This is a genomic window from Litoreibacter meonggei, assembly GCF_003663885.1.
Lineage (GTDB): Bacteria > Pseudomonadota > Alphaproteobacteria > Rhodobacterales > Rhodobacteraceae > Litoreibacter > Litoreibacter meonggei.
In genome coordinates this window covers 92686-110826 of sequence record NZ_RCCE01000005.1, presented here as the reverse complement: position 1 = coordinate 110826, position 18141 = coordinate 92686, and the positions used below count along the sequence as shown (strand labels likewise).

Here is an 18141-nt window from a genome sequence, read left to right as displayed (position 1 = left end):
ATCAAGGCATCGATATAGAGAAACTAAATCTCCCAGTTGAAAAGAAATGTTCGCCACGCGCGTCAAGTTCGCTTTGTTCGTCGGCCCACTGTTCCAATTCTTCTTCTGGCACCGAATTTTGCGAACTGACGTAAGCCTTGATGAAGGGTACGACCATCGCTCCATAGCAACCTTCATATCGGTCGACGTTCACGATAGAGAAATAGGTTACTTCATCGACTACCAAGCCTGCTTTCCTAATTCTTGCGGCGAGAGTTCTGGGTAGGCGGCTGTTCGCGCAATGTGGAGCAAAGGCTTTCAAGACGCGCTCCATACGTTCAGGGTTTTCGCTATGCCAACAGACTGCATCCCAGTCTGTCGCAAGTATCAATCCGCGTCCACTTGGTTTCAAAACGCGAAAGACCTCCGAACAAAAAGCATCAATATCAGGCACGTATTCCGCGACTTGGGTGCTCACGACGACATCAAAGCTCTCGTCTTTAAATGGTAATGCAGTTGCGTCAGCAACCTCGTAGGACAACCACGGCTGGGTTGATTTTGATGCAGCGCGGTCAACCATCTGCTTTGAAATGTCTACACCAACAACTTTGCCAGATGGACCCGTCGCTTCTGCCAAGGCAGTCGTTAAGAAACCCGGGCCACTCCCAATGTCCAGTACGCTTTCGCCCTCGGATACCGATAGGCGACTAAGGCTATCTTGCCGCTGAGCAACGACATCTGGCCCAAGGTAGACTGCTTCTAGCCGCTCGGTAGCGGCCTCGTCGTACTCCATTCCTGACATCACTGCCCCTCAAATGTTGCCCTCTAAATACCTTCACTATAACTTCATTCCATCTTCTTGAATACGCGCCAATTATGGTGGCCATTTGATGTAGGTTTGGGCTCGGTGCCGCCATTCGGCACATCTGACGAAAACCCGCTTGAGTTGTGTCACTGCAAAACTCGTGTGTCAGAATCGATCGTTTTTTGGCGCAAGAGTTCTGTCATTGTGTTTTTTGTCGAAAGTTTAACCCGTGATTGACCCGTTGGTGGACAGGCGCGTACTCTACTTTCCAATCGAACGGCGAAACAGGATAATCACCATGACATTCCAGTTGGTGGGAAATGGCCCGAAAATCTACGAGGAAGTCATGGTGCCGCTTTGGTTCGGTCGGTGGGCGGAATCGCTTGTTGAGCTGGCTGCGCTTCAAACCTCGGAACGTGTGCTGGATGTTGCTTGCGGAACGGGTGTGACGACTAGGATGGCGAAGGTAAACGTCGGTCCAAATGGAAGGGTCGCCGGCCTCGATATTAACGCGCCAATGCTTGCAGCAGCAAAAGAACTGGCGGATGGCCTCGACATCGACTGGATCGAGAGCGATGTCTGCGACTGCGGTCTACCGTCGGAGACCTATGATGTCATCCTGTCGCAACACGGTTACCACTACTTCCCCGACAAAACCAGAGCTCTCAAAGAGTTTTTGCGGCTACTTGTTCCTGGCGGACGTTTGGCGTTCTCAATCTGGGACGGGCATAGCCCATATACAAACGCCCTCTGCGCTGCGGTGGAGCATCACATTTCTCCTGAGATCGCGAAGAAGCAACGCTCCCAACGACAAACTCCGTCACTAGACGATCTCAGAGATCAGGTGAGCGCCCACGGGTTCGCCAATGTAGTTGTCCACCGACAAGAGCTCATGATCGATGTGCCGCTTGCGCCGGAGTTTGTGCCCTTGCATTTAGGCTCTATGCCTATTGCTGGTGCATTTGCAGGACTTGCCGAAGCGGCCCAGAAAGCACTGATCGACGAGGTCGCGGAAGCACTCTCGGGATACGTTCAAGGGGATCGGCTGGTTTACCCGGACGCTGTTCACGTGGCGGTTGGGTTCAAATAGAGGTACGTCTGACGGGATTTTTTCTGTCAGATTGGCGGCCAGCCCAACGTCCTTCGATATCGCTGATATTGCCAAAACTCATACGTTTCTGTCATCGGCGAAAACGGTCGTATTTGCCCGAAATTCTGCTCACAACTAAGAAGCGAGCGACGGCCATGAACCTTGCTTGACGCTGCCGACAGCGGACGAAACCGCCATTTGAACTCACATCAGAGACGACTGTTTCGGGAGTAAAACCATATTCCGGGCCTCAGGCCCGCCGAGCAATCAAATCTGCAGCTTTCTCCGCAATCATGATGACAGGTGCGTTAGGGTGGCCCGTGTTCATTTGCGGCATCACAGATGCATCAGCAATGGACAGACCTTGAAGTCCGTGCACGCGCAGATCGGGTGCAACCACACAATCATCACCCTGACCCATCCTGCAAGTGCCAACCGGATGGAATGACGTAGACGAGACTTCGCGAATAGCATCTAAAATTTCAGCATCGCTTTGACAGTCGAGGCCAGGAGATTTCTCCACCGGATTCAGTTTTGCGAAGGCGTCCTGCGACACGATCTTGCGCGCTTCGCGAATAATCGCACGCATCAGGTCAATATCTGCCGGATCGCTGAGATAGCTGGGATCAATGACAGGTCTATCCAGAGGGTCAGCTGAATTAATTGTCACCCGCCCACGGCTCCATGGGCGGGTGGGAAAGCCTGAAATCGTAAATCCGTGCCGGTCCGGTGGGCGATACTCTGGCGCACCCATGCTGATGAAAAATGGGATCATTAGCAATTCAATGTCGGGTACTTCGACATGAGGTCCTGATCTAAGAAAAGCACCGGATTCAAAGTGGTTAGTGGTCAACGGTCCTCGGCGTTCTTCTATGTATTGGCGTTCAACTTCTGCTGTTTGCTCCGCAGTTCGGCCGTAGAACGTTAGGGGTTGGTCGATCTCCCAGCGAGCCCGATAGTGAAAGTGGTCCTGCAAATTCTCACCCACGCCAGGCATGTCGTGTTTCACCAAAACGCCCACTTCATTTAACAGATTTGCCGGTCCAATTCCGGAAAGTTGCAGAATCTGGGGTGAGCCGATGGCTCCCGCACACAATACAGTTTCTTGCGCTGTGGCTTGTTGCGTTTTCCCGCCAGCAAGATAGTTCACACCTTCCACTCGGGTGCCCTGCAATTGCAGCGACAAAACCGTTGCACCGGTCACGACAGTTAGGTTGGATCGCTCCATCGCCGCAGCAAGATATATTTGGGCAGTGCTACCTCTTCGGCTGTCCTGCAACGTCGCGGGAAAGTAACCGCAGCCGTCTATGTCTGTGCCGTTCAAATCAGGATTGAACGGCACCTCCGCCTGCTGGCAGGCTTCGATGAAAACTTCTGTCAGGGGCGACCGCTCGCCGGGCTTAGTTACTGTCAGCGGTCCGCTATATCCGTGGATCGAAGACTCTCCTTCGACCTGCCAATTTTCCGCTTTTTTGAAGTAAGGCAAGACTTCTTCCCAACCCCAACCGCTCGCGCCCATTTGTTGCCACATGTTGTAATCTGTTGGGTGCCCTCGCAAGTAGATCATGTAATTGATAGAGCCTGTGCCGCCAATGCAACGTCCGCGCGGGTAAGCTATCTGTCGCCCCGAGAGCGCACCTTGAGGGGCCGTGCGAAAAGCCCAGTCAAATCTTGTGTTGGTTAGTGCGCCAAATTTGGCCGGAGTGTTGATGCGCGGGTCTTCACTGGGGCCTCCGGCTTCTAAAAGTAAAACACGGCGGTTCTTGTCCTCAGTCAGACGCGAAGCGAGCACGCAGCCAGCACTTCCTGCCCCAACCACGATCACATCAAATATGTTGGACATGCCAAACCTCCTGAAGGTTTACATCTGGAAAGTAGCTGAAAATCACTTTTCATTCAATCGACGAGCCTCTGGTTCTTGACGCAATGTCTGTTCCAAGGTCGAAGCCGTCTTTTGCTTCCGCAGAAACACTTAATGACGCGCCAGCGGCGAAGCCGTCATTAGTTTTTAGGCTATAGTACGTCGTCAGCGCTGTGTTGATGTTTGGGCAGGAGGGTTGGATGGAGGGCAAATCATGCCAAGAGTTCAACTTCCCGCAGTCACCCCAAAACGAAGAGCCTGGAATAAGGCCCGCCTCGTCGGGCAAAAGCGCCCGCTACTTCCCAAACAGGTCTGGGCCATCCGCGCTCGCCTCGAACTAGCGGGTAATCTCCGTGATCTCGCATTGTTCAACGTCGCAATAGATAGCAAGTTACGCGGTTGCGACTTGGTGTCACTAAAGGTCATTGATCTACTCAGGGACGACAGAATTCGTGAAAGAGTGTCCGTCGTTCAAAGTAAAACGAACAAGCCTGTCCAGTTTGAACTGGCTAAAAATACGCGAGAAACTGTGACTAACTGGATCAAGTCTCCGGAAATGATCGGATGCCAGTTCTTGTTTCCGAGCCGATTTCATGATCGGCCGCACATATCAACACGCCAGTATGGGCGCTTGGTTCGGAATTGGGTTGTTTCGATTGGTTTGGAACCCAGTGGTTACGGCACCCATTCTATGCGCCGAACGAAGGTGGCGGAAATCTATCGCAAGACAGGTAACCTGCGTGCTGTTCAGCTTCTGCTTGGCCACACAAAGGTTGATAGCACCGTCAGATATCTGGGGGTTGAGCTCGAAGACGCGCTGAGCATAGCAGAAAGGATTGATATCTGAGAATTCTAATGAACGGCTGAAGCCGTTCGTCATTGCGAAGCGGTCTTGATCGTTTGACACTTCCTGCGGTAGCGCTGAGCCCACCTGTTCCTTGGGTTTTTTCGCTGCGTGCGCTCGCCGCGCCGGAAATGCCGCGCGAGCGGAAAACCCGGTACCGTTGTGCAGCGGAAAGCGCGGCCATTCATGCAGACCGCAGCGAAGATCAGAGGTCGAATTTAAAGGTCGCGGACGGAGCCGACACTCAGAATGCATGAAAGTATGGTAGTCTGGCGTCAGCCTACTGGGAGGGTCGAAGATGTCAGAGCAATCAACCAGCATGTTTCACGATGGTCACCGCGAGTTGCAGGACAGGTTTGATGGCCGCCGAATGGCAGATGCATTGGAAAAGCATCGGCGGTTTTCCGAGTTTCGTGAGCAAGACGTCAACTTCATAGAAAATGCAGAGTTCTTTTTCATTGCTACGGCACACGGACAAAGCGTCGACTGTTCCTTTCGGGGCGGTGCGCCCGGATTTGTGCGTGTCACAAATCCGACGCGATTGGAGTGGGCGGATTTTGATGGAAACTCGATGTATCGCAGCCTCGGTAATGTATTGAAATCACCGCGAATCGGACTTCTATTCATTGAATTTGGCGCTCAGCCAAAGCGACTGCGCGTCAATGGCAATTGCACTCTTGTCGACGGCCCAACGAAGGAAGGCCACAAGATGACCGTGCGTGTCGATGCCGACGAAATCTTCCCAAACTGTCCGCGCTATATCCCCGATTTGAACAAAGCTGCTGCTTCCTCCTTCATACCGGACGAGACCGGGGCGAGCGCCAAACCAGAATGGAAAAACGCCGAGGACTTGCGCGATGCACTTCCGGCAAAGGACCCGCACCGTCAATAACTGCATAGCTAATCGGTGATGTTGGTTTATGTCTCCTTAGGGCTGAGGCTGTGTGAAAACACTGGCGGACTGACACTTCGGGCCAAATAACTGAGATATATGCGCTTTCTCGTCAGGCTGAGAGCTAAATTAAAGGAAAGTTAGAAACGAACTCGGCGAGAGATATTACTTCGCTTTGTTTTCACACAGCCTCGGCTCTGAGCCGCCCAATGCCAGTGCGGCGTGATCGAGGTTGAGGGCGGATTGGAACCTGCCGCTCGCCTCGCAAGCTATGTAACTGAGACTCTGCGGCTTCATTCGATTCGCTGACTTTGGCGCTTCCATAGCCAGCGTTCGGGCAAAACGCCTCGAAAGCGGGTGCAGAGCCCATTGTTCTGAATGCTGTGCGACTGATCAGCGACCGCTTTTGCGAAGTCACTGACTTTTCGTGCGGTTTGTTGTAGCATTGGCTCAAACATGGTGTTGGGGATGAAAGACAGATACGGATATTCGCTTTCGACGAACTCGCAAAAGGCCAGAGATGCGTATATTCTTGGCCTTGATCGGTTCCTAGGTGCCGAGATCGGCGTTGAAGCCGCGCTCAAACTGGCGACCCAAGAAGACGAAGGCTTCGCCCTCCCACATGTCGTATTGGCGCGTTATCGGCAGCTCGTCGGAGATAGAACTGGTGCGCAACAATCACTTCATCTCGCCAAACAATGCGACGGGCCGCTGACGGAACGGGAAGCGCGGCAGATCAAGATCATCGGCCTTTTGATCGAAGGCAAAAACGCCGCTGGATATCAGGCCGCGCGTGATCAATTGCAAGATTATCCCCGTGATGTGATTATCGCGCAAGCCTGTCTGGGCGTCCTGAGTCTGATCGGATTCAGTGGCGAGCCGGGACGCGAAGCCGAGAACCTTGCGTTGGCTGAGATTCTAGAACCCCATTATGGCGATGACTGGTGGCTCCAAGGTCTGTTGGGGTTTGCGCAAGTCGAGGTCGGCCAATTCCACCGTGCCGAAAAGAGCATTGATAAATCACTAACGGCCAATCCGCGGAATGCGCATGGTGCGCATTTTCGATCACATCTCTATTATGAAACAGGCCAGACAGAAGCGGGTTATGCGTTCATCACGGACTGGCAACGTTCCTATCAAAAAGAGGGCCAAATGCATTGCCATATCGCTTGGCATATTGCGCTCTGGGCATTGGCGCGAGGCGATACGAATGAGATGTGGCGCATTGTCGACCGGGATATCGATCCGCGCGGGGCATGGGGGCCTCCGCTAAATGTTATGGTTGATCTGGCGGCGGTTCTATATCGGGCGGAGCTTTCGGGTGTAGAGGTTCCTCAAAAACGGTGGCAGATCGTTTGCGACTATGCCGCAGAGAAGTTTCCGAACCCCGGCTTGGGTTTTGCGGATGCACATGCAGCACTTGGATATGCGATGGCAGGAAGATTCGAGGAACTTCAACGGATCATTGTAGGTGCCAAGGGACCGGCAGCCGACCTAGTGCGATATCTGGCTGAGGCATTCGGTGCCATCGCTGATCAGAACTGGTCGGATGCGAATGACCTTTTGACAAAAGCGCTTTGGGATCACGCGCGGCTTGGTGGCAGTCGCGCGCAGCGTGATTTGATAGAATATGCGTCAGTCGGTGTCCTGCTGCGGTTGGGGCGTCATGACGAAGCGCGTAGGCAACTTGCAATGCATCGCCCCAACGCAATTATCGGAAATGCCGTTAAGGGCATCTGACAATAACTTTTCCCAAGCAGACGTTGGCGCAAGCGCAGCGAAAACTCACTAAGTCCGCTCCTCGATGGTCGGTTCCGGTTGCGGCGAAAGGACAGTTTGAATTTCACGCCTCAGACTGGCTTTCAATGACCGGTCTGGCGACATCAACTGCGCTGCAGCGATAAGTGTGCTGCGCCTGCAAGCGGATGCTGCGTCAGCAAACACGAGGAAGGGTAATGGCCGCAAAGTCCCGCATAGCGGACAATGCTATCCGATCTCCCCTAAACCCCCGCCGCCACAATCGCATCCGCTAGGATCGGCACCGATTGCGCGTTCAGGCCTGCGATGTTCAGGCGGCTATCGGAGACCATGTAGATGCCGTGGCTCTGGCGCATTTGCTCGACCTGCGCCTCGGTCGCACCAAGGCGCGAGAACATGCCGCGGTGCTGGGCGATAAAGTCGAAGCGGTCGGAATTGGTGCGCTGGCGCAAGGCGTCCGCAAGGGTCTGGCGCAGGGTGAGCATGCCGGTGCGGATGCCCTCCAGCTCGGTCAGCCAGTCGGCGCGCAGGGCCTCGTCGTTCAAGACCATCGTTACCAACCGCGCGCCGTGATCGGGCGGGAAGGAGTAGTTCTGGCGGTTCAGGAACGCCACCGTGCCTTGGTTCAGCGGGGTCTTGGCAGGGTCTTGGGAGACCGCCATCAGCAGGCCCGCGCGTTCGCGGTAGACGCCGAAGTTTTTGGAGCAACTGGCGGCGATCAGCATTTCCGGCTGGGTTTTCGCCAAGTGACGGGGGCCGAAAGCGTCGGCGTCGAGGCCGTCGCCGAAGCCTTGGTAAGCGATATCGACGAAGGGGATCAGCTGCTTGGACTTGAGGAAATCCGCGACCTCCTGCCACTGGCTGGCGGTCAGGTTTGCGCCGGTCGGATTATGGCAGCAGCCGTGCAGCAGCACCACGTCGCCGGGCTTGGCTGTGTCCAGATCGGTGAGCATCCCGCCAAAGTCCACGCCGCGGGTTTCTGCGTCGAAATAGCGGTATTCGGCCATCGGCATGCCGAGATATTTGATGATGGACGGGTGGTTGGGCCATGTGGGGGCGGACAGCCAGACGGTTGCCTTGGGCGCGGCCATGCGGATCAGCTCCAGCCCCTGACGGATCGCACCCGTGCCACCGGGGGTGGCGGCTGCGGCGACCTGATCCTTGGAGACGGTATCGTTCAGGATCAAACTGCGCAGCGCGTCGTGATAGCCCGCATCACCCGCGAGGCCGGTGTAGCTTTTGGTGTCCTCGACCTGCCAGAGCTTTTGCTCGGCGGCTTTGACGGCGCGCATGATCGGGGTCTGGCCTTCGGCGTTCTTGTAGACGCCGACGCCGAGGTCGACCTTGTCCTCGCGCGGGTCTTCGCGGTAGGCGGCCATCAGGGACAGAATTTTGTCGGCGGGTTGGGCTTCGAGGGCTTCGAACATTATCCGGTCTCCACGCTGAGTTGGTCGAACTGGCCCCATTCGCTCCACGAGCCGTCATAGAGCGAGTGGTTGCGGTTGCCGATGCGCTCCAGCGCGAGGCTGAGGATTGCGGCGGTGACGCCGGAGCCGCAGGTGGTGATGACCGGCTTGGTCAGATCGACTTTTGCGTCATGGAACACTTCTCGCAGGTCGGAGGGCGACTTCATCGTTCCGTCGGCGTTTAGAACCGATTTGTATGGAATGTTTTGCGAATTCGGGATGTGGCCCGAGCGCAGGCCTTCGCGGGGCTCCGGCTCTTGGCCCTTGAAGCGTGGGGCACCGCGGGCATCCAGAATGGTGTGATCGCCGAGTTTGGAGGCGGCGGCGACTTGGGTGACGTCACGGACAAGTGCTGCTTGGCGGTGGATGGTGATGTGGCGGTCCTTGTGAATGGGGGGCAGGTCTTCGGTCGGGCGGCCCTCGGCCAGCCATTTGGGATAGCCACCATCCAGCACGGCCACGTCGTTCTTGCCCATGAGGCGGTAGAGCCACCAGACCCGTGCGGCCGAGAACAGGCCCGCGCCGTCATAGACCACGATCTGATGCCCGTCGCCGACGCCAAGGGCGCGGGAGCGGGACATGAATTTTTCCACCGGCGGGGCCATGTGCGGCAGCGACGACCGCGTGTCGGAGATTTCGTCGATGTCGAAGAAGCGCGCGTTCGGGATGTGGCCGCGGTCATACTCGGAGCGGCCGTCGCGGTTCATATCGGGCATGTACCAAGAGGCGTCGATGATCCTCAGGTCGGGATCGTTCAGGTGATCCTCCAGCCATTTGGTGGAAACGAGGGTTTTGGGGTCGTCTGTCATGGCGCAGCCTCCGAGCGGAATTGCCTTTTGGTAGACCTGTGATCGTTCAGAGGCAAGTGGGGGCACATTACGGCGTCAAAACAGGCGAGCGTTGTGCATGGAGTGGGGAGGTTGAAAGCTCGGCATCGGAGGTATGAGAGGCGGCTTGGCAGACGAACCCGCCGTTCGGTGCTGTGGTCGACAACACTGGCTGTTAGCGAGCAACAGTTGTGTGAACTGCGCGAGACGGATCGGTCCAAAAATCAACCTTCAAGACTCTTGAGTTCTCCATAAACAGGCATCATTTCTGTATCTATGTAGCGGTAAGTTCGGGACTTGGACTCATCTTGAAATTCGATTTCGGCAACACATAAAAAAGTGCCATACGCCTGAACAGACAACGCGAATTGGTGATTGGCGCTTGAAACTTTCCATTTTGAGCCGTGTTCTGACTTACCAAAATGATCACCTAAAAAATATGAAACGCTTTTGATATCATTTAGCCGCCCTTTCCCGGAGTGGGAATGCAAGTAAATCGAAACATCAAAAATCACTTTCTCATTAACATACTGTATCGGCCTTACTGGCTTGATCGTGTGTACAAGCATAAATCCTTGTAAATCCGCATATATGCTCTTCCTATCTTCGACATCAATCGCCGCTGCTGGTATGACATCAAAGCTTTCGTCGCCCCCCTTGATAACATCGCCGTGGGAATTAAGCAGAGGGCCTTTTAGCTCAACTGAGCCGAATTTTAGCTCCGTAGAACTCTTAATTTTGTCGATTAGAGAGTTTAGAAGTTCTAGCAATCGCCCACGTGCTAAATAAAGTGCGGTCACCACAATAGCAGGCCACGCTAGTCCTCCGACTGCAGATACTAACTGCGCCACCTCCGCTATCTTGCCTTGATCCGCCATAGCTTGCTCCAATCATTGATGATTTCCCCCAGTGTACGAAAAACCGCTCTCATGGGCAGCAAATTCTATTGAGCGCTTGTTAACTCGTGTTTCCGATTAAGGTGAGTTGGCTCAAACACGCTAGTGCATTCAACAAGACCAGTTGGTTTGTAACTCTGCCCTCAATGCTGACCAGCATCCCGAATTCCGCTCTAGCGGTTTTCTTTCATCAACCGCGCTTTTGAGCGTTGCCAGTCGCGTTTGGCTGAAGTCTCGCGCTTGTCGTGCAGCTTTTTGCCCTTGGCGATGCCTATTTTGATCTTCGCGCGGCCCTTGTGGTTGAAGTAGAGCACCATCGGGACCAGCGTCATGCCCTCGCGCTGGGTGGCGTTCCAAAGCTTGGCCAGCTCTTTTTGCTTCACCAACAGTTTGCGGCGGCGGCGTTCTTCGTGCTGGAAGGTTTTGGCCTGTGCGTAAGGCGGGAAGTAGCTGTTCACCAACCACAGCTCTCCATCTTCCACGGCCGCATAGCTTTCGGCGATCTGGGCTTGGCCTGTGCGCAGGGATTTGACCTCGGAGCCTTCCAGCAGAAGGCCGCACTCGAGGTCATCCTCGATTGCATAGTCAAAGCGGGCGCGCCGGTTTTCAGACACGACTTTGTAGTTCCGCTCTTCAGCTGATTTGGGTTTATTTGCCATGGTCTGCTCTAGGTAGGGAGGGTCTAGTCCGGGGTCAATCCCAAGCTAGATTTCAAACCAGACAGGGGCGGGGCCAAGGTTCCTGATTTTCGTCGCCCCAATGGTGCCCTCGGTCCCCCAAGCGTTGTGGATGTGACCGCAGAGCGCCAATCGTGGTTGTTTCAGCTTGATTGCATCATGAATGGCTGTGCTGCCGCCATGCGTGCCGTCTTTATAGAGGTCAGCTGTGCCAAACGGGGGCGCATGGGTGACCAAGACAACGCCATCCGGGCAAGGGGCAAGAAAACGCGCGGCATCTGCCTCGGAGACAGAATGGAGCCGGCCTTCGGTGCCGTTGGCGTGGGTTTCGCCGCCAAAGCCGAAGAACACGACGCCTGCGATGTCCAGCGTTTGCCCGTGGAGGTAATGCACATCGCGCCTGTCGGCACAAAGCTGCACCAGTTCGGAGGGGTTGTCGTGGTTTCCGTGGACAAGGATGAGCGGGGCTTGGCATTGCATCAGGACGTCCATCGTGTCCGTCATGCCAAGGCCATGTGTCGCGAAATCGCCAGCGCCGATTACGATGTCGGCCTCTGCACTGGCGTCAGCAATAGCACGCGCGGCTTGGACGTCACGATGCAGGTCGGAAAAGGTGAGCAATTTCATATGCTCACCTTCCCAGATGTTACGTTCAATGGAAAGCGGTGCTTAGTTCAGCAGACCCGCATGACGCATGGCGTCCTTGATGGCGGCCTTGGTGCTGTCTTCCAGCGTCGTCAGCGGCGAGCGCACGGTCTCGGAGCATTTGCCGAGCAGGGACACGCCGTATTTGGCACCCACAAGGCCCGGCTCTGTAAAGATCGCGTTGTGCAATGGCATCAAGCGGTCCTGATAGGTGAGGGCCGTTTTATAGTCGCCTGCCGTCATCGCATTCTGGAACTCGGCGCATAGCTTCGGGGCCACATTGGCGGTGACCGAAATGCACCCGACGCTGCCATGCGCATGTGCGCCCAAGGCTGATCCGTCTTCCGCGGAGAATTGCAGGAAGTCGTTGCCGCAGGTGATGCGCTGCTGGGATACCCGTGTGATGTCGGCGGTCGAGTCTTTGACGCCGATAATCATCGGATGCTTGGCCAACTCGCCCATGGTCGCTGGCGTCATGTCGATGACCGAGCGGGGCGGGATGTTATAGATGATGATCGGCAGGCCACAGTCAGCCGCGGCGGTGAAATGTGCCATCAACCCGCGTTGGGTGGGTTTGTTGTAATATGGCGTGACCACGAGGGCGGCGTCTGCGCCGACCTGTTTGGCGTGCTGCACAAGGCGAACTGTTTCGGCCGTGTTATTGGAACCAGCGCCCGCGATAACCGGAACGCGGCCCGCCACGGTTTTCACTACGGCTTCGACAACCGCGTCGTGCTCGTCATGGCTGACTGTCGGGCTTTCGCCTGTTGTGCCCATAGGGACGAGCCCGTGCGAGCCTTGCTCGATATGCCACTCAACCAGATGTTTGAGCGCGTCAAAATCCACTGCGCCGTTGTTAAACGGCGTAATCAGCGCGGGCATTGAGCCTTTGAACATGACACGTTCTCCTTTGGTTATAGTGTTCTATTGCTCCGATACCGTTGGCGGAACGTCGCTGCAAGGGGGTTGATGCCATGGATGTGTGTTGCATGGTACGGATACCCGCCTACCTAATGGGAACGAGTCGGGTGAAGGGTTGGCTGTGATTACAAGGATTTGCGGTGCTGTTTTAGCGGTCTGGATAGGCTGTGTGGGCGGCGTGGCGGCGCAGGAAAAACCTCCTTTGTCCAAAGCCGCAGCAGCAGCTGGTGCACGGGATTGGGAAAGGGTTCGAGAACTGCGCGCTGGTCTCTCTGATTCTGTCGCGCGCGAGGTTTTGGACTGGATGCGGATGCGCGGGCGGCAGGGCAGCTTTAGCGAATGTGTCGATTTCCTAAATCGCAATGGCGACTGGCCGGGACTTCCGCTTCTGAGACTGCGGTGCGAGTATTCGATCCCGAAGATCGGCGTTGCCCCGCAGCTTGTGTTGGGGTTTTTCGCTGATACGGTCCCGCAAACCGGCACGGGATCACTGCGGTTGATAGAAGCCCTGAAAACTGTGGGTCGTAACAACGACGCCGTTCAAGAGGCGCGCCGGGCATGGCAAGTGTTCAACCTTGCCCAAGTTGAGCATGACGCCTTCGTCGGCCGTCACGGCGATGATCTTAAAGACCTGCACAGTGTACGGCTGGATATGCTGTTGTGGCGCGGTGAGGAGAAAGCCGCGCGGCGGATGTTTAATCTGGTGCCAGAGGACTGGGCGAAGCTGGCAGTTGCGCGTCTTGGCTTGCGGGGAATGGATCGCGGCGTGGATACCATGATCGAGGCCGTGCCCGCGTCACTGGCTGAAGATGCAGGTCTGGCCTATGAGCGATTTTTATGGCGCGCCCGCAAGGGTAGAGCCGAGGGCGCTGTCGAGGTGCTTTTGGAGCGGTCATTGTCCGTGCAGGACCTTGGGCGACCTATTGAATGGGCAGATCGCCGCCGCTCCATTGCGCGTCAACTTATGCGTGAGGGGAAACATGTCGAAGCTTACGCGGTCGCTTCGCAACATTTTCTGACAGCGGGGTCAGCGTATGCGGACCTTGAATGGCTGTCGGGATTTATTGCGCTGCGGAAGTTGAATGCGCCAAAGCAAGCGCTCGCACATTTCGACAGCTTTCAGGCGGCGGTTGAAACACCAATTTCTTTAGGTCGCGCGGGCTATTGGTTGGGGCGTGCCTATGAGGCCGACGGCAGCGCTGAAATTGCCAAGGCGGCGTATGAGTTCGGCGCACTTTACCAGTCGTCGTTTTACGGCCAACTGGCCGCGGAACGGGGTGGTGTTCCGCGTGATCCCAAAATGAACGGTGCGGAAGTGTTTCCTGACTGGCGCGGGGCGGCGTTCACAAAATCCTCGGTTTATGACGCGGCGGTGAGTTTGTACTTGGCGGAGCAGCATAGTCTGGCGGAACGGTTCTTGGTGCATCTGGCGGAAAGCCAACCGCGCGAGGGCATCGGCCAAATGATCGACATGGCGCTGGAATGGGACGAGCCGCATATAGCCTTGATGCTTGCCAAACAGGCGGCGCGGCAGGGGTTCGAGATTTACCACGGCTATTTCCCGCTCTCGGTGCCGCAAGGTATCAAAATGGAGATACCGGAGGAGTTCGCGTTGTCGATTGCACGCCGCGAGAGCGAGTTTGACCCGGTAGTGGTCAGCGGCGCAGGTGCGCGGGGGTTGATGCAGTTGATGCCGGGCACCGCCAAGGAAGTTGCTGGCGAGATCGGCGAAGACTACGAGCGCGCGCGCCTGACCGAAGACCCTGACTACAACGCGCGTCTTGGGACGGCCTATTTGCGATCGCTGTCGGAACGGTTCGGAGCGAACCCTGTGCTGATGTCGATTGGCTATAACGCAGGTCCCAGCCGCGCGGAGCGTTGGCCGGGATTGTTTGGCGACCCACGGGGCGCGGATGTTGATGTGGTAGACTGGATCGAGGGTATTCCGTTCCGCGAAACCCGCAACTACGTGATGCGGGTGACCGAGAGCTTTGCGCCGTATCGTGCGCGGTTGAACGGCAAGGTGGATGATATCAGGTTAAGCGACCAGCTTAAGCAGTAGCGCGCCGCGCGCGCCACAGGGCGAACACGCCTGCGCTGATCACCAGTCCTGCGCCGATTACGACGTTGATGCGCAAGTCCTCACCGAAGACGAACAGACCGATCACCGACACGAACACCAGTTGCAGGTAGGCGAAGGGCTGCACGGCGGAGGCTTCGGCGACCTCATATGTTTTGATCAGCAGGTAATGGCCGCTGGCGCCTGATACGCATAGCGCCAGCATCCAGAGCCAGTCGCCTGCTGCCATTGGTTCCCAGAACCAAACGCCGATCACGGTTATCGCCGCCGCGCCCGCCAGGCCTGTCCAAAAGAAGCTGGTGGCGGCGGTGTCCTTGCGTGCGGCATAGCGCGTGAGCAAGGTGTAGAGCGCGAACATCAGGGCGGACACGACCGCGAGGAGTGCGTAGGGGCTGAAGACGCCCCCGCCGGGTTGCAGGATGATCAAGACGCCGATGAAGCCTATGCCGATGGCTGTCCAACGATACAGGCCAACCTGCTCGCCAAGAATGGGGCCAGACAAGGCGGCCACGATCAGCGGGTAGGAGATGAAGATCGCCATGCTTTCGATCAGGCCCAATAAAGTGAAGGCGGCAACGAGGATGCAAACCTCCAACGCAAGAAGCACGCCGCGGAATATCTGCAACAGGGGTTGCTGTGTGCGGGCCGCATTGGCGATGGAGCCTGCCCGTTTGGCGGAGACTGTCAGCACAAAGGCGGCGAAGAACCAGTAGCGGATCATCACCACCATCATCACGTTGTACTCGCCCGCTAAATAGCGCGATATGCCGTCCTGCGAGGCGAAGATCAGCATGGTCAGCGACATTAGTAGGATGCCGCGTTTGGTGTCGTTGCCGCTCATCTCAAGCGGCCGACGCTCATGTGACGCTTGCGGCCGAAGCCTTGGACGCGCTCCACGTCAAAGCCCGCATCGGTGAGGCTGCGACGCACGTGGCCTGCGGCGGTGTAGGTTGCGAAGGTGCCTTTTGGGGCCGTGTGCTTGCCCACCTCGTGCATCAGTTCGGGCGCCCAGAGTTCGGGGTTTTTCGCCGGGGAGAAGCCGTCAAGGAACCACGCATCTGCGGTGCCGTCCCATTGGGGAAGCGTCTGCCTCGCGTCGCCTATGATGATGTCTGCGTGCAATTGATCGGTGCGGATTGTGGTTGCGGGCCAGTGGTCCAGCAGTGGCGCTGGGTCAAGATCGGGGAAGGCATTTAGCGCGGTTTCCATGTCGGCGCGGGTCATCGGGTAGGCTTCAAAGCTGGTGAAATGCAGCGTGCCGTTGCCTGCAAATGCCTGCAATGCGGTCAGCATGGACAGGCCGGTGCCAAAACCAAGCTCCGCGATGTGGAAGCCGTCGCGGTAGCGGTTTGGCAAATCGTTTCCCGCGAGGAAGACGTGGCGTGTTTCGTCCAAGCCGCCGCCGAGCGAGAAGTAGGGATCGTCGAACTTCGTTGAGACCGGGATCACGCCATCGCGCCATTCGAGTTGTGCTGTCTGGTCGCTCATGCCGCTTTGCCCTAGGTAACCACTGAGCGACACTGAGCAAAGGGGGCAATCTTGTCCAGAGCAGAAGTAACGGTGCTAGGCGCAGGCGCATTTGGTCTGTCCGTGGCGTGGGAATGCGTGCGACGTGGCGCGCGGGTTCGGGTGATTGATCCGAACGGGGTCGCCACTGGATCATCGGGCGGGATCGTGGGGGCACTGGCCCCGCATACGCCCGAGCGGTGGGAGGACAAGAAGCAGTTCCAGCTCGAGAGTTTGTTGATGGCGGCGCATTTTTGGCACGAGATCGAGGAGGCGTCCGGGCTGACATCAGGGTACGGGCGGCTGGGACGCATTCAGCCGATTTTGGATACGGCAGGGCTGGCCTTGGCTGAGGAGCGAGTGATCGCAGCGCAAGAGTTGTGGCGCGGCGAAGCCGAGTGGCGGGTGGAGCAGGCGTCGGGGGACTGGTGTCCGACCACGCCAACCGGCCAAGTGATCTTTGATACGTTGTCAGGGCGGTTGCATCCGCGTCAGGCGTGCCTGGCACTGGCGGGCGCGATTGAGGCGTCTGGCGGCGAGATCGTGCGCGACGGCGCGCATGAAGGCGCGGTGGTGTATGCGACCGGTTACGAGGGGCTGTTGGCGATGACCGCGCAGCATACGCGCGAGGTTGGCAACGGTGTGAAGGGTCAAGCAGCACTGCTTGAGTATGATGCGCGCGGCTTGCCGCAGCTGTTTTTCGACGGGGTGCATGTGGTGCCCCATGCGGATGGGACGGTGGCGGTGGGGTCAACGTCGGAGCGATACTTCGAGGCGCCCGCGTCGACTGATGCGCAACTTGATGACGTTCTCGCGCGGGCGGTTGCGGGCCTGCCACTGCTTGGCGGGGCGAAGGTCATCGCGCGCTGGGCCGGCGTGCGCCCCCGTGCCCGTACCCGAGCACCGATGTTGGGTGTGCATCCGTTTGAAGGCGGGGCGTTTGTCGCTAATGGCGGGTTCAAGATTGGATTTGGCATGGCCCCGAAAGTTGCGGAGGTAATGGCGGATTTGGTGCTGGATGGTATGGACCGGATACCGCCCGATTTTCAGGCTGCGCGGTGCCTATGAAGTAGCCGTAGCGGACATACATTGACGCCCGTCATCGGCCCTTGCCCATAGCATAAGGCCGTCCTCTGAAGGCTTGGCACAAAAGGTTACGGATTGGTGGTCCATCAACGGCGCGGTCGCGCGGAAATCGAACTTTGAGAGGCTGCCGAGCAGATCCTCAGCCATGAGCATCAGATATTGCGCCAGCAATGGGCCGTGGACAACAAGGCCGTCATAGCCTTCCACGTTTAGCGCGTAGTCGCGGTCATAATGGATGCGGTGGCCGTTGAAGGTCAGTGCTGAGTAGCGAAATAACTCCGTGGTGGTGAACCTGTGGGTTTTGGACGCGGTTTCGTCGGTTGCCGCTTCTGGGGGCGTGCCGGAGCGGGCGTCCGCTGCGCGGTAGATCAAGTCTTGCTGCTCGGAGACCAGAAGCTTGCCGTCTTGGCTGATCTCGTGCTGCAACGTGACGAGACCAAGTGCTCCGGTCCGGCCGTGCTTGCGGTCCGCACGTAGAAGCGTAGTCGATTTTTGAGCAGCTTGTCCGGGTGTTGGGGGCGCGTGGAAGTGCAGCCTGCCGCCCGCCCACATGCGTCGGGGTAGGCCCATATCCGGGATCAACGCACCGATTTTAGGATGACCATCAAGGCCAAGGGAGGTCGCGGGTCTGGCATCCCAGAAGTATATTTGGTGCCAAAACGGGCGGGCGCGGTCATCCGGCACACCAAGGGCCGCGGCAAGAGCCGAGATGCGGGCGGGGTCGAGACTATCAACGCGGGTGGCGCAGGCTTGATCTTGTGTCATATGCGTATCATCGTTCGCCAAATCCATGAAAGGCAAGCCCGTT

At 57.1% G+C, this 18141-nt stretch carries 17 protein-coding genes; 6 read left to right on the top strand and 11 right to left on the bottom strand.

Annotated elements, in window-relative coordinates:
• Position 1: 1 nt before the first annotated feature.
• Complete coding sequence (locus BCF46_RS14520; RefSeq protein WP_170157945.1) at positions 2-772, bottom strand: methyltransferase domain-containing protein; 771 nt, start codon at positions 770-772, stop codon at positions 2-4.
• A gap of 310 nt (positions 773-1082) precedes the next feature.
• On the opposite strand from BCF46_RS14520, the gene BCF46_RS14515 reads away from it, so the two are divergent.
• Positions 1083-1874, top strand: coding sequence for a class I SAM-dependent methyltransferase (locus BCF46_RS14515; protein ID WP_121025753.1), 792 nt, complete (start codon positions 1083-1085; stop codon positions 1872-1874).
• A 250-nt stretch (positions 1875-2124) separates the two neighbouring features.
• Here the strand turns inward: BCF46_RS14515 and BCF46_RS14510 are convergent, their stop codons facing one another.
• Positions 2125-3717: a GMC family oxidoreductase gene (locus BCF46_RS14510; RefSeq protein WP_121025750.1), complete on the bottom strand. Its 1593-nt coding sequence runs from the start codon at positions 3715-3717 to the stop codon at positions 2125-2127.
• Between the two features lie 232 nt (positions 3718-3949).
• On the opposite strand from BCF46_RS14510, the gene BCF46_RS14505 reads away from it, so the two are divergent.
• The 3 genes from BCF46_RS14505 (at position 3950) to BCF46_RS14495 (ending at position 7211) form a co-directional block, all read left to right on the top strand.
• Positions 3950-4582, top strand: a complete 633-nt coding sequence (locus BCF46_RS14505) for a tyrosine-type recombinase/integrase (RefSeq protein ID WP_121025747.1) — start codon at positions 3950-3952, stop codon at positions 4580-4582.
• Between the two features lie 367 nt (positions 4583-4949).
• Positions 4950-5471 carry a pyridoxamine 5'-phosphate oxidase family protein gene (locus tag BCF46_RS14500; protein WP_170157944.1) on the top strand — a complete coding sequence of 174 codons (522 nt, stop codon included), beginning with the start codon at positions 4950-4952 and terminating at the stop codon, positions 5469-5471.
• A 468-nt stretch (positions 5472-5939) separates the two neighbouring features.
• Complete coding sequence (locus BCF46_RS14495) at positions 5940-7211, top strand: tetratricopeptide repeat protein (protein WP_121026571.1); 1272 nt, start codon at positions 5940-5942, stop codon at positions 7209-7211.
• Between the two features lie 260 nt (positions 7212-7471).
• Here the strand turns inward: BCF46_RS14495 and BCF46_RS14490 are convergent, their stop codons facing one another.
• The 6 genes from BCF46_RS14490 to dapA form a co-directional block, all read right to left on the bottom strand.
• Positions 7472-8656: an amino acid aminotransferase gene (locus BCF46_RS14490; protein ID WP_121025742.1), complete on the bottom strand. Its 1185-nt coding sequence runs from the start codon at positions 8654-8656 to the stop codon at positions 7472-7474.
• On the bottom strand, positions 8656-9504 hold the full coding sequence (gene sseA / locus BCF46_RS14485) for a 3-mercaptopyruvate sulfurtransferase (protein ID WP_121025739.1): 849 nt from the start codon (positions 9502-9504) through the stop codon (positions 8656-8658). The genes BCF46_RS14490 and sseA overlap by 1 nt, the downstream gene beginning before the upstream one ends.
• A 242-nt stretch (positions 9505-9746) precedes the next feature.
• Positions 9747-10400 (bottom strand): pYEATS domain-containing protein, encoded by a 654-nt coding sequence (locus BCF46_RS14480; protein ID WP_121025736.1) that lies wholly within the window; start codon positions 10398-10400, stop codon positions 9747-9749.
• Between the two features lie 191 nt (positions 10401-10591).
• Complete coding sequence (smpB, locus tag BCF46_RS14475; protein WP_121025733.1) at positions 10592-11077, bottom strand: SsrA-binding protein SmpB; 486 nt, start codon at positions 11075-11077, stop codon at positions 10592-10594.
• A gap of 45 nt (positions 11078-11122) precedes the next feature.
• Positions 11123-11722: a metallophosphoesterase family protein gene (locus BCF46_RS14470; protein ID WP_121025730.1), complete on the bottom strand. Its 600-nt coding sequence runs from the start codon at positions 11720-11722 to the stop codon at positions 11123-11125.
• Between the two features lie 42 nt (positions 11723-11764).
• Positions 11765-12637, bottom strand: coding sequence for a 4-hydroxy-tetrahydrodipicolinate synthase (gene dapA / locus BCF46_RS14465; protein ID WP_121025727.1), 873 nt, complete (start codon positions 12635-12637; stop codon positions 11765-11767).
• Positions 12638-12782: 145 nt separating this feature from the next.
• Between dapA and BCF46_RS14460 the strand changes: the two genes are divergently transcribed.
• On the top strand, positions 12783-14723 hold the full coding sequence (locus tag BCF46_RS14460; RefSeq protein WP_147436001.1) for a lytic transglycosylase domain-containing protein: 1941 nt from the start codon (positions 12783-12785) through the stop codon (positions 14721-14723).
• On the opposite strand, the gene BCF46_RS14455 is transcribed toward BCF46_RS14460, so the two are convergent.
• A complete protein-coding gene (locus BCF46_RS14455; protein WP_121025720.1) occupies positions 14713-15582 on the bottom strand; it encodes a DMT family transporter in 870 nt (289 codons plus the stop codon). The genes BCF46_RS14460 and BCF46_RS14455 overlap by 11 nt on opposite strands.
• The gene (gene mnmC2, locus BCF46_RS14450; protein WP_121025717.1) at positions 15579-16229 is read right to left on the bottom strand and encodes a tRNA (5-methylaminomethyl-2-thiouridine)(34)-methyltransferase MnmC2; all 651 of its coding nucleotides are present in this window, start codon (positions 16227-16229) and stop codon (positions 15579-15581) included. Before mnmC2 ends, BCF46_RS14455 begins: the two co-directional genes overlap by 4 nt.
• A gap of 51 nt (positions 16230-16280) precedes the next feature.
• On the opposite strand from mnmC2, the gene BCF46_RS14445 reads away from it, so the two are divergent.
• The gene (locus BCF46_RS14445) at positions 16281-17315 is read left to right on the top strand and encodes an NAD(P)/FAD-dependent oxidoreductase (protein ID WP_121025714.1); all 1035 of its coding nucleotides are present in this window, start codon (positions 16281-16283) and stop codon (positions 17313-17315) included.
• Here BCF46_RS14445 and BCF46_RS14440 read toward each other — a convergent pair.
• The gene (locus tag BCF46_RS14440) at positions 17310-18125 is read right to left on the bottom strand and encodes an HTD2 family dehydratase (protein ID WP_245990157.1); all 816 of its coding nucleotides are present in this window, start codon (positions 18123-18125) and stop codon (positions 17310-17312) included. The genes BCF46_RS14445 and BCF46_RS14440 overlap by 6 nt on opposite strands.
• Between the last annotated feature and the right edge of the window lie 16 nt (positions 18126-18141).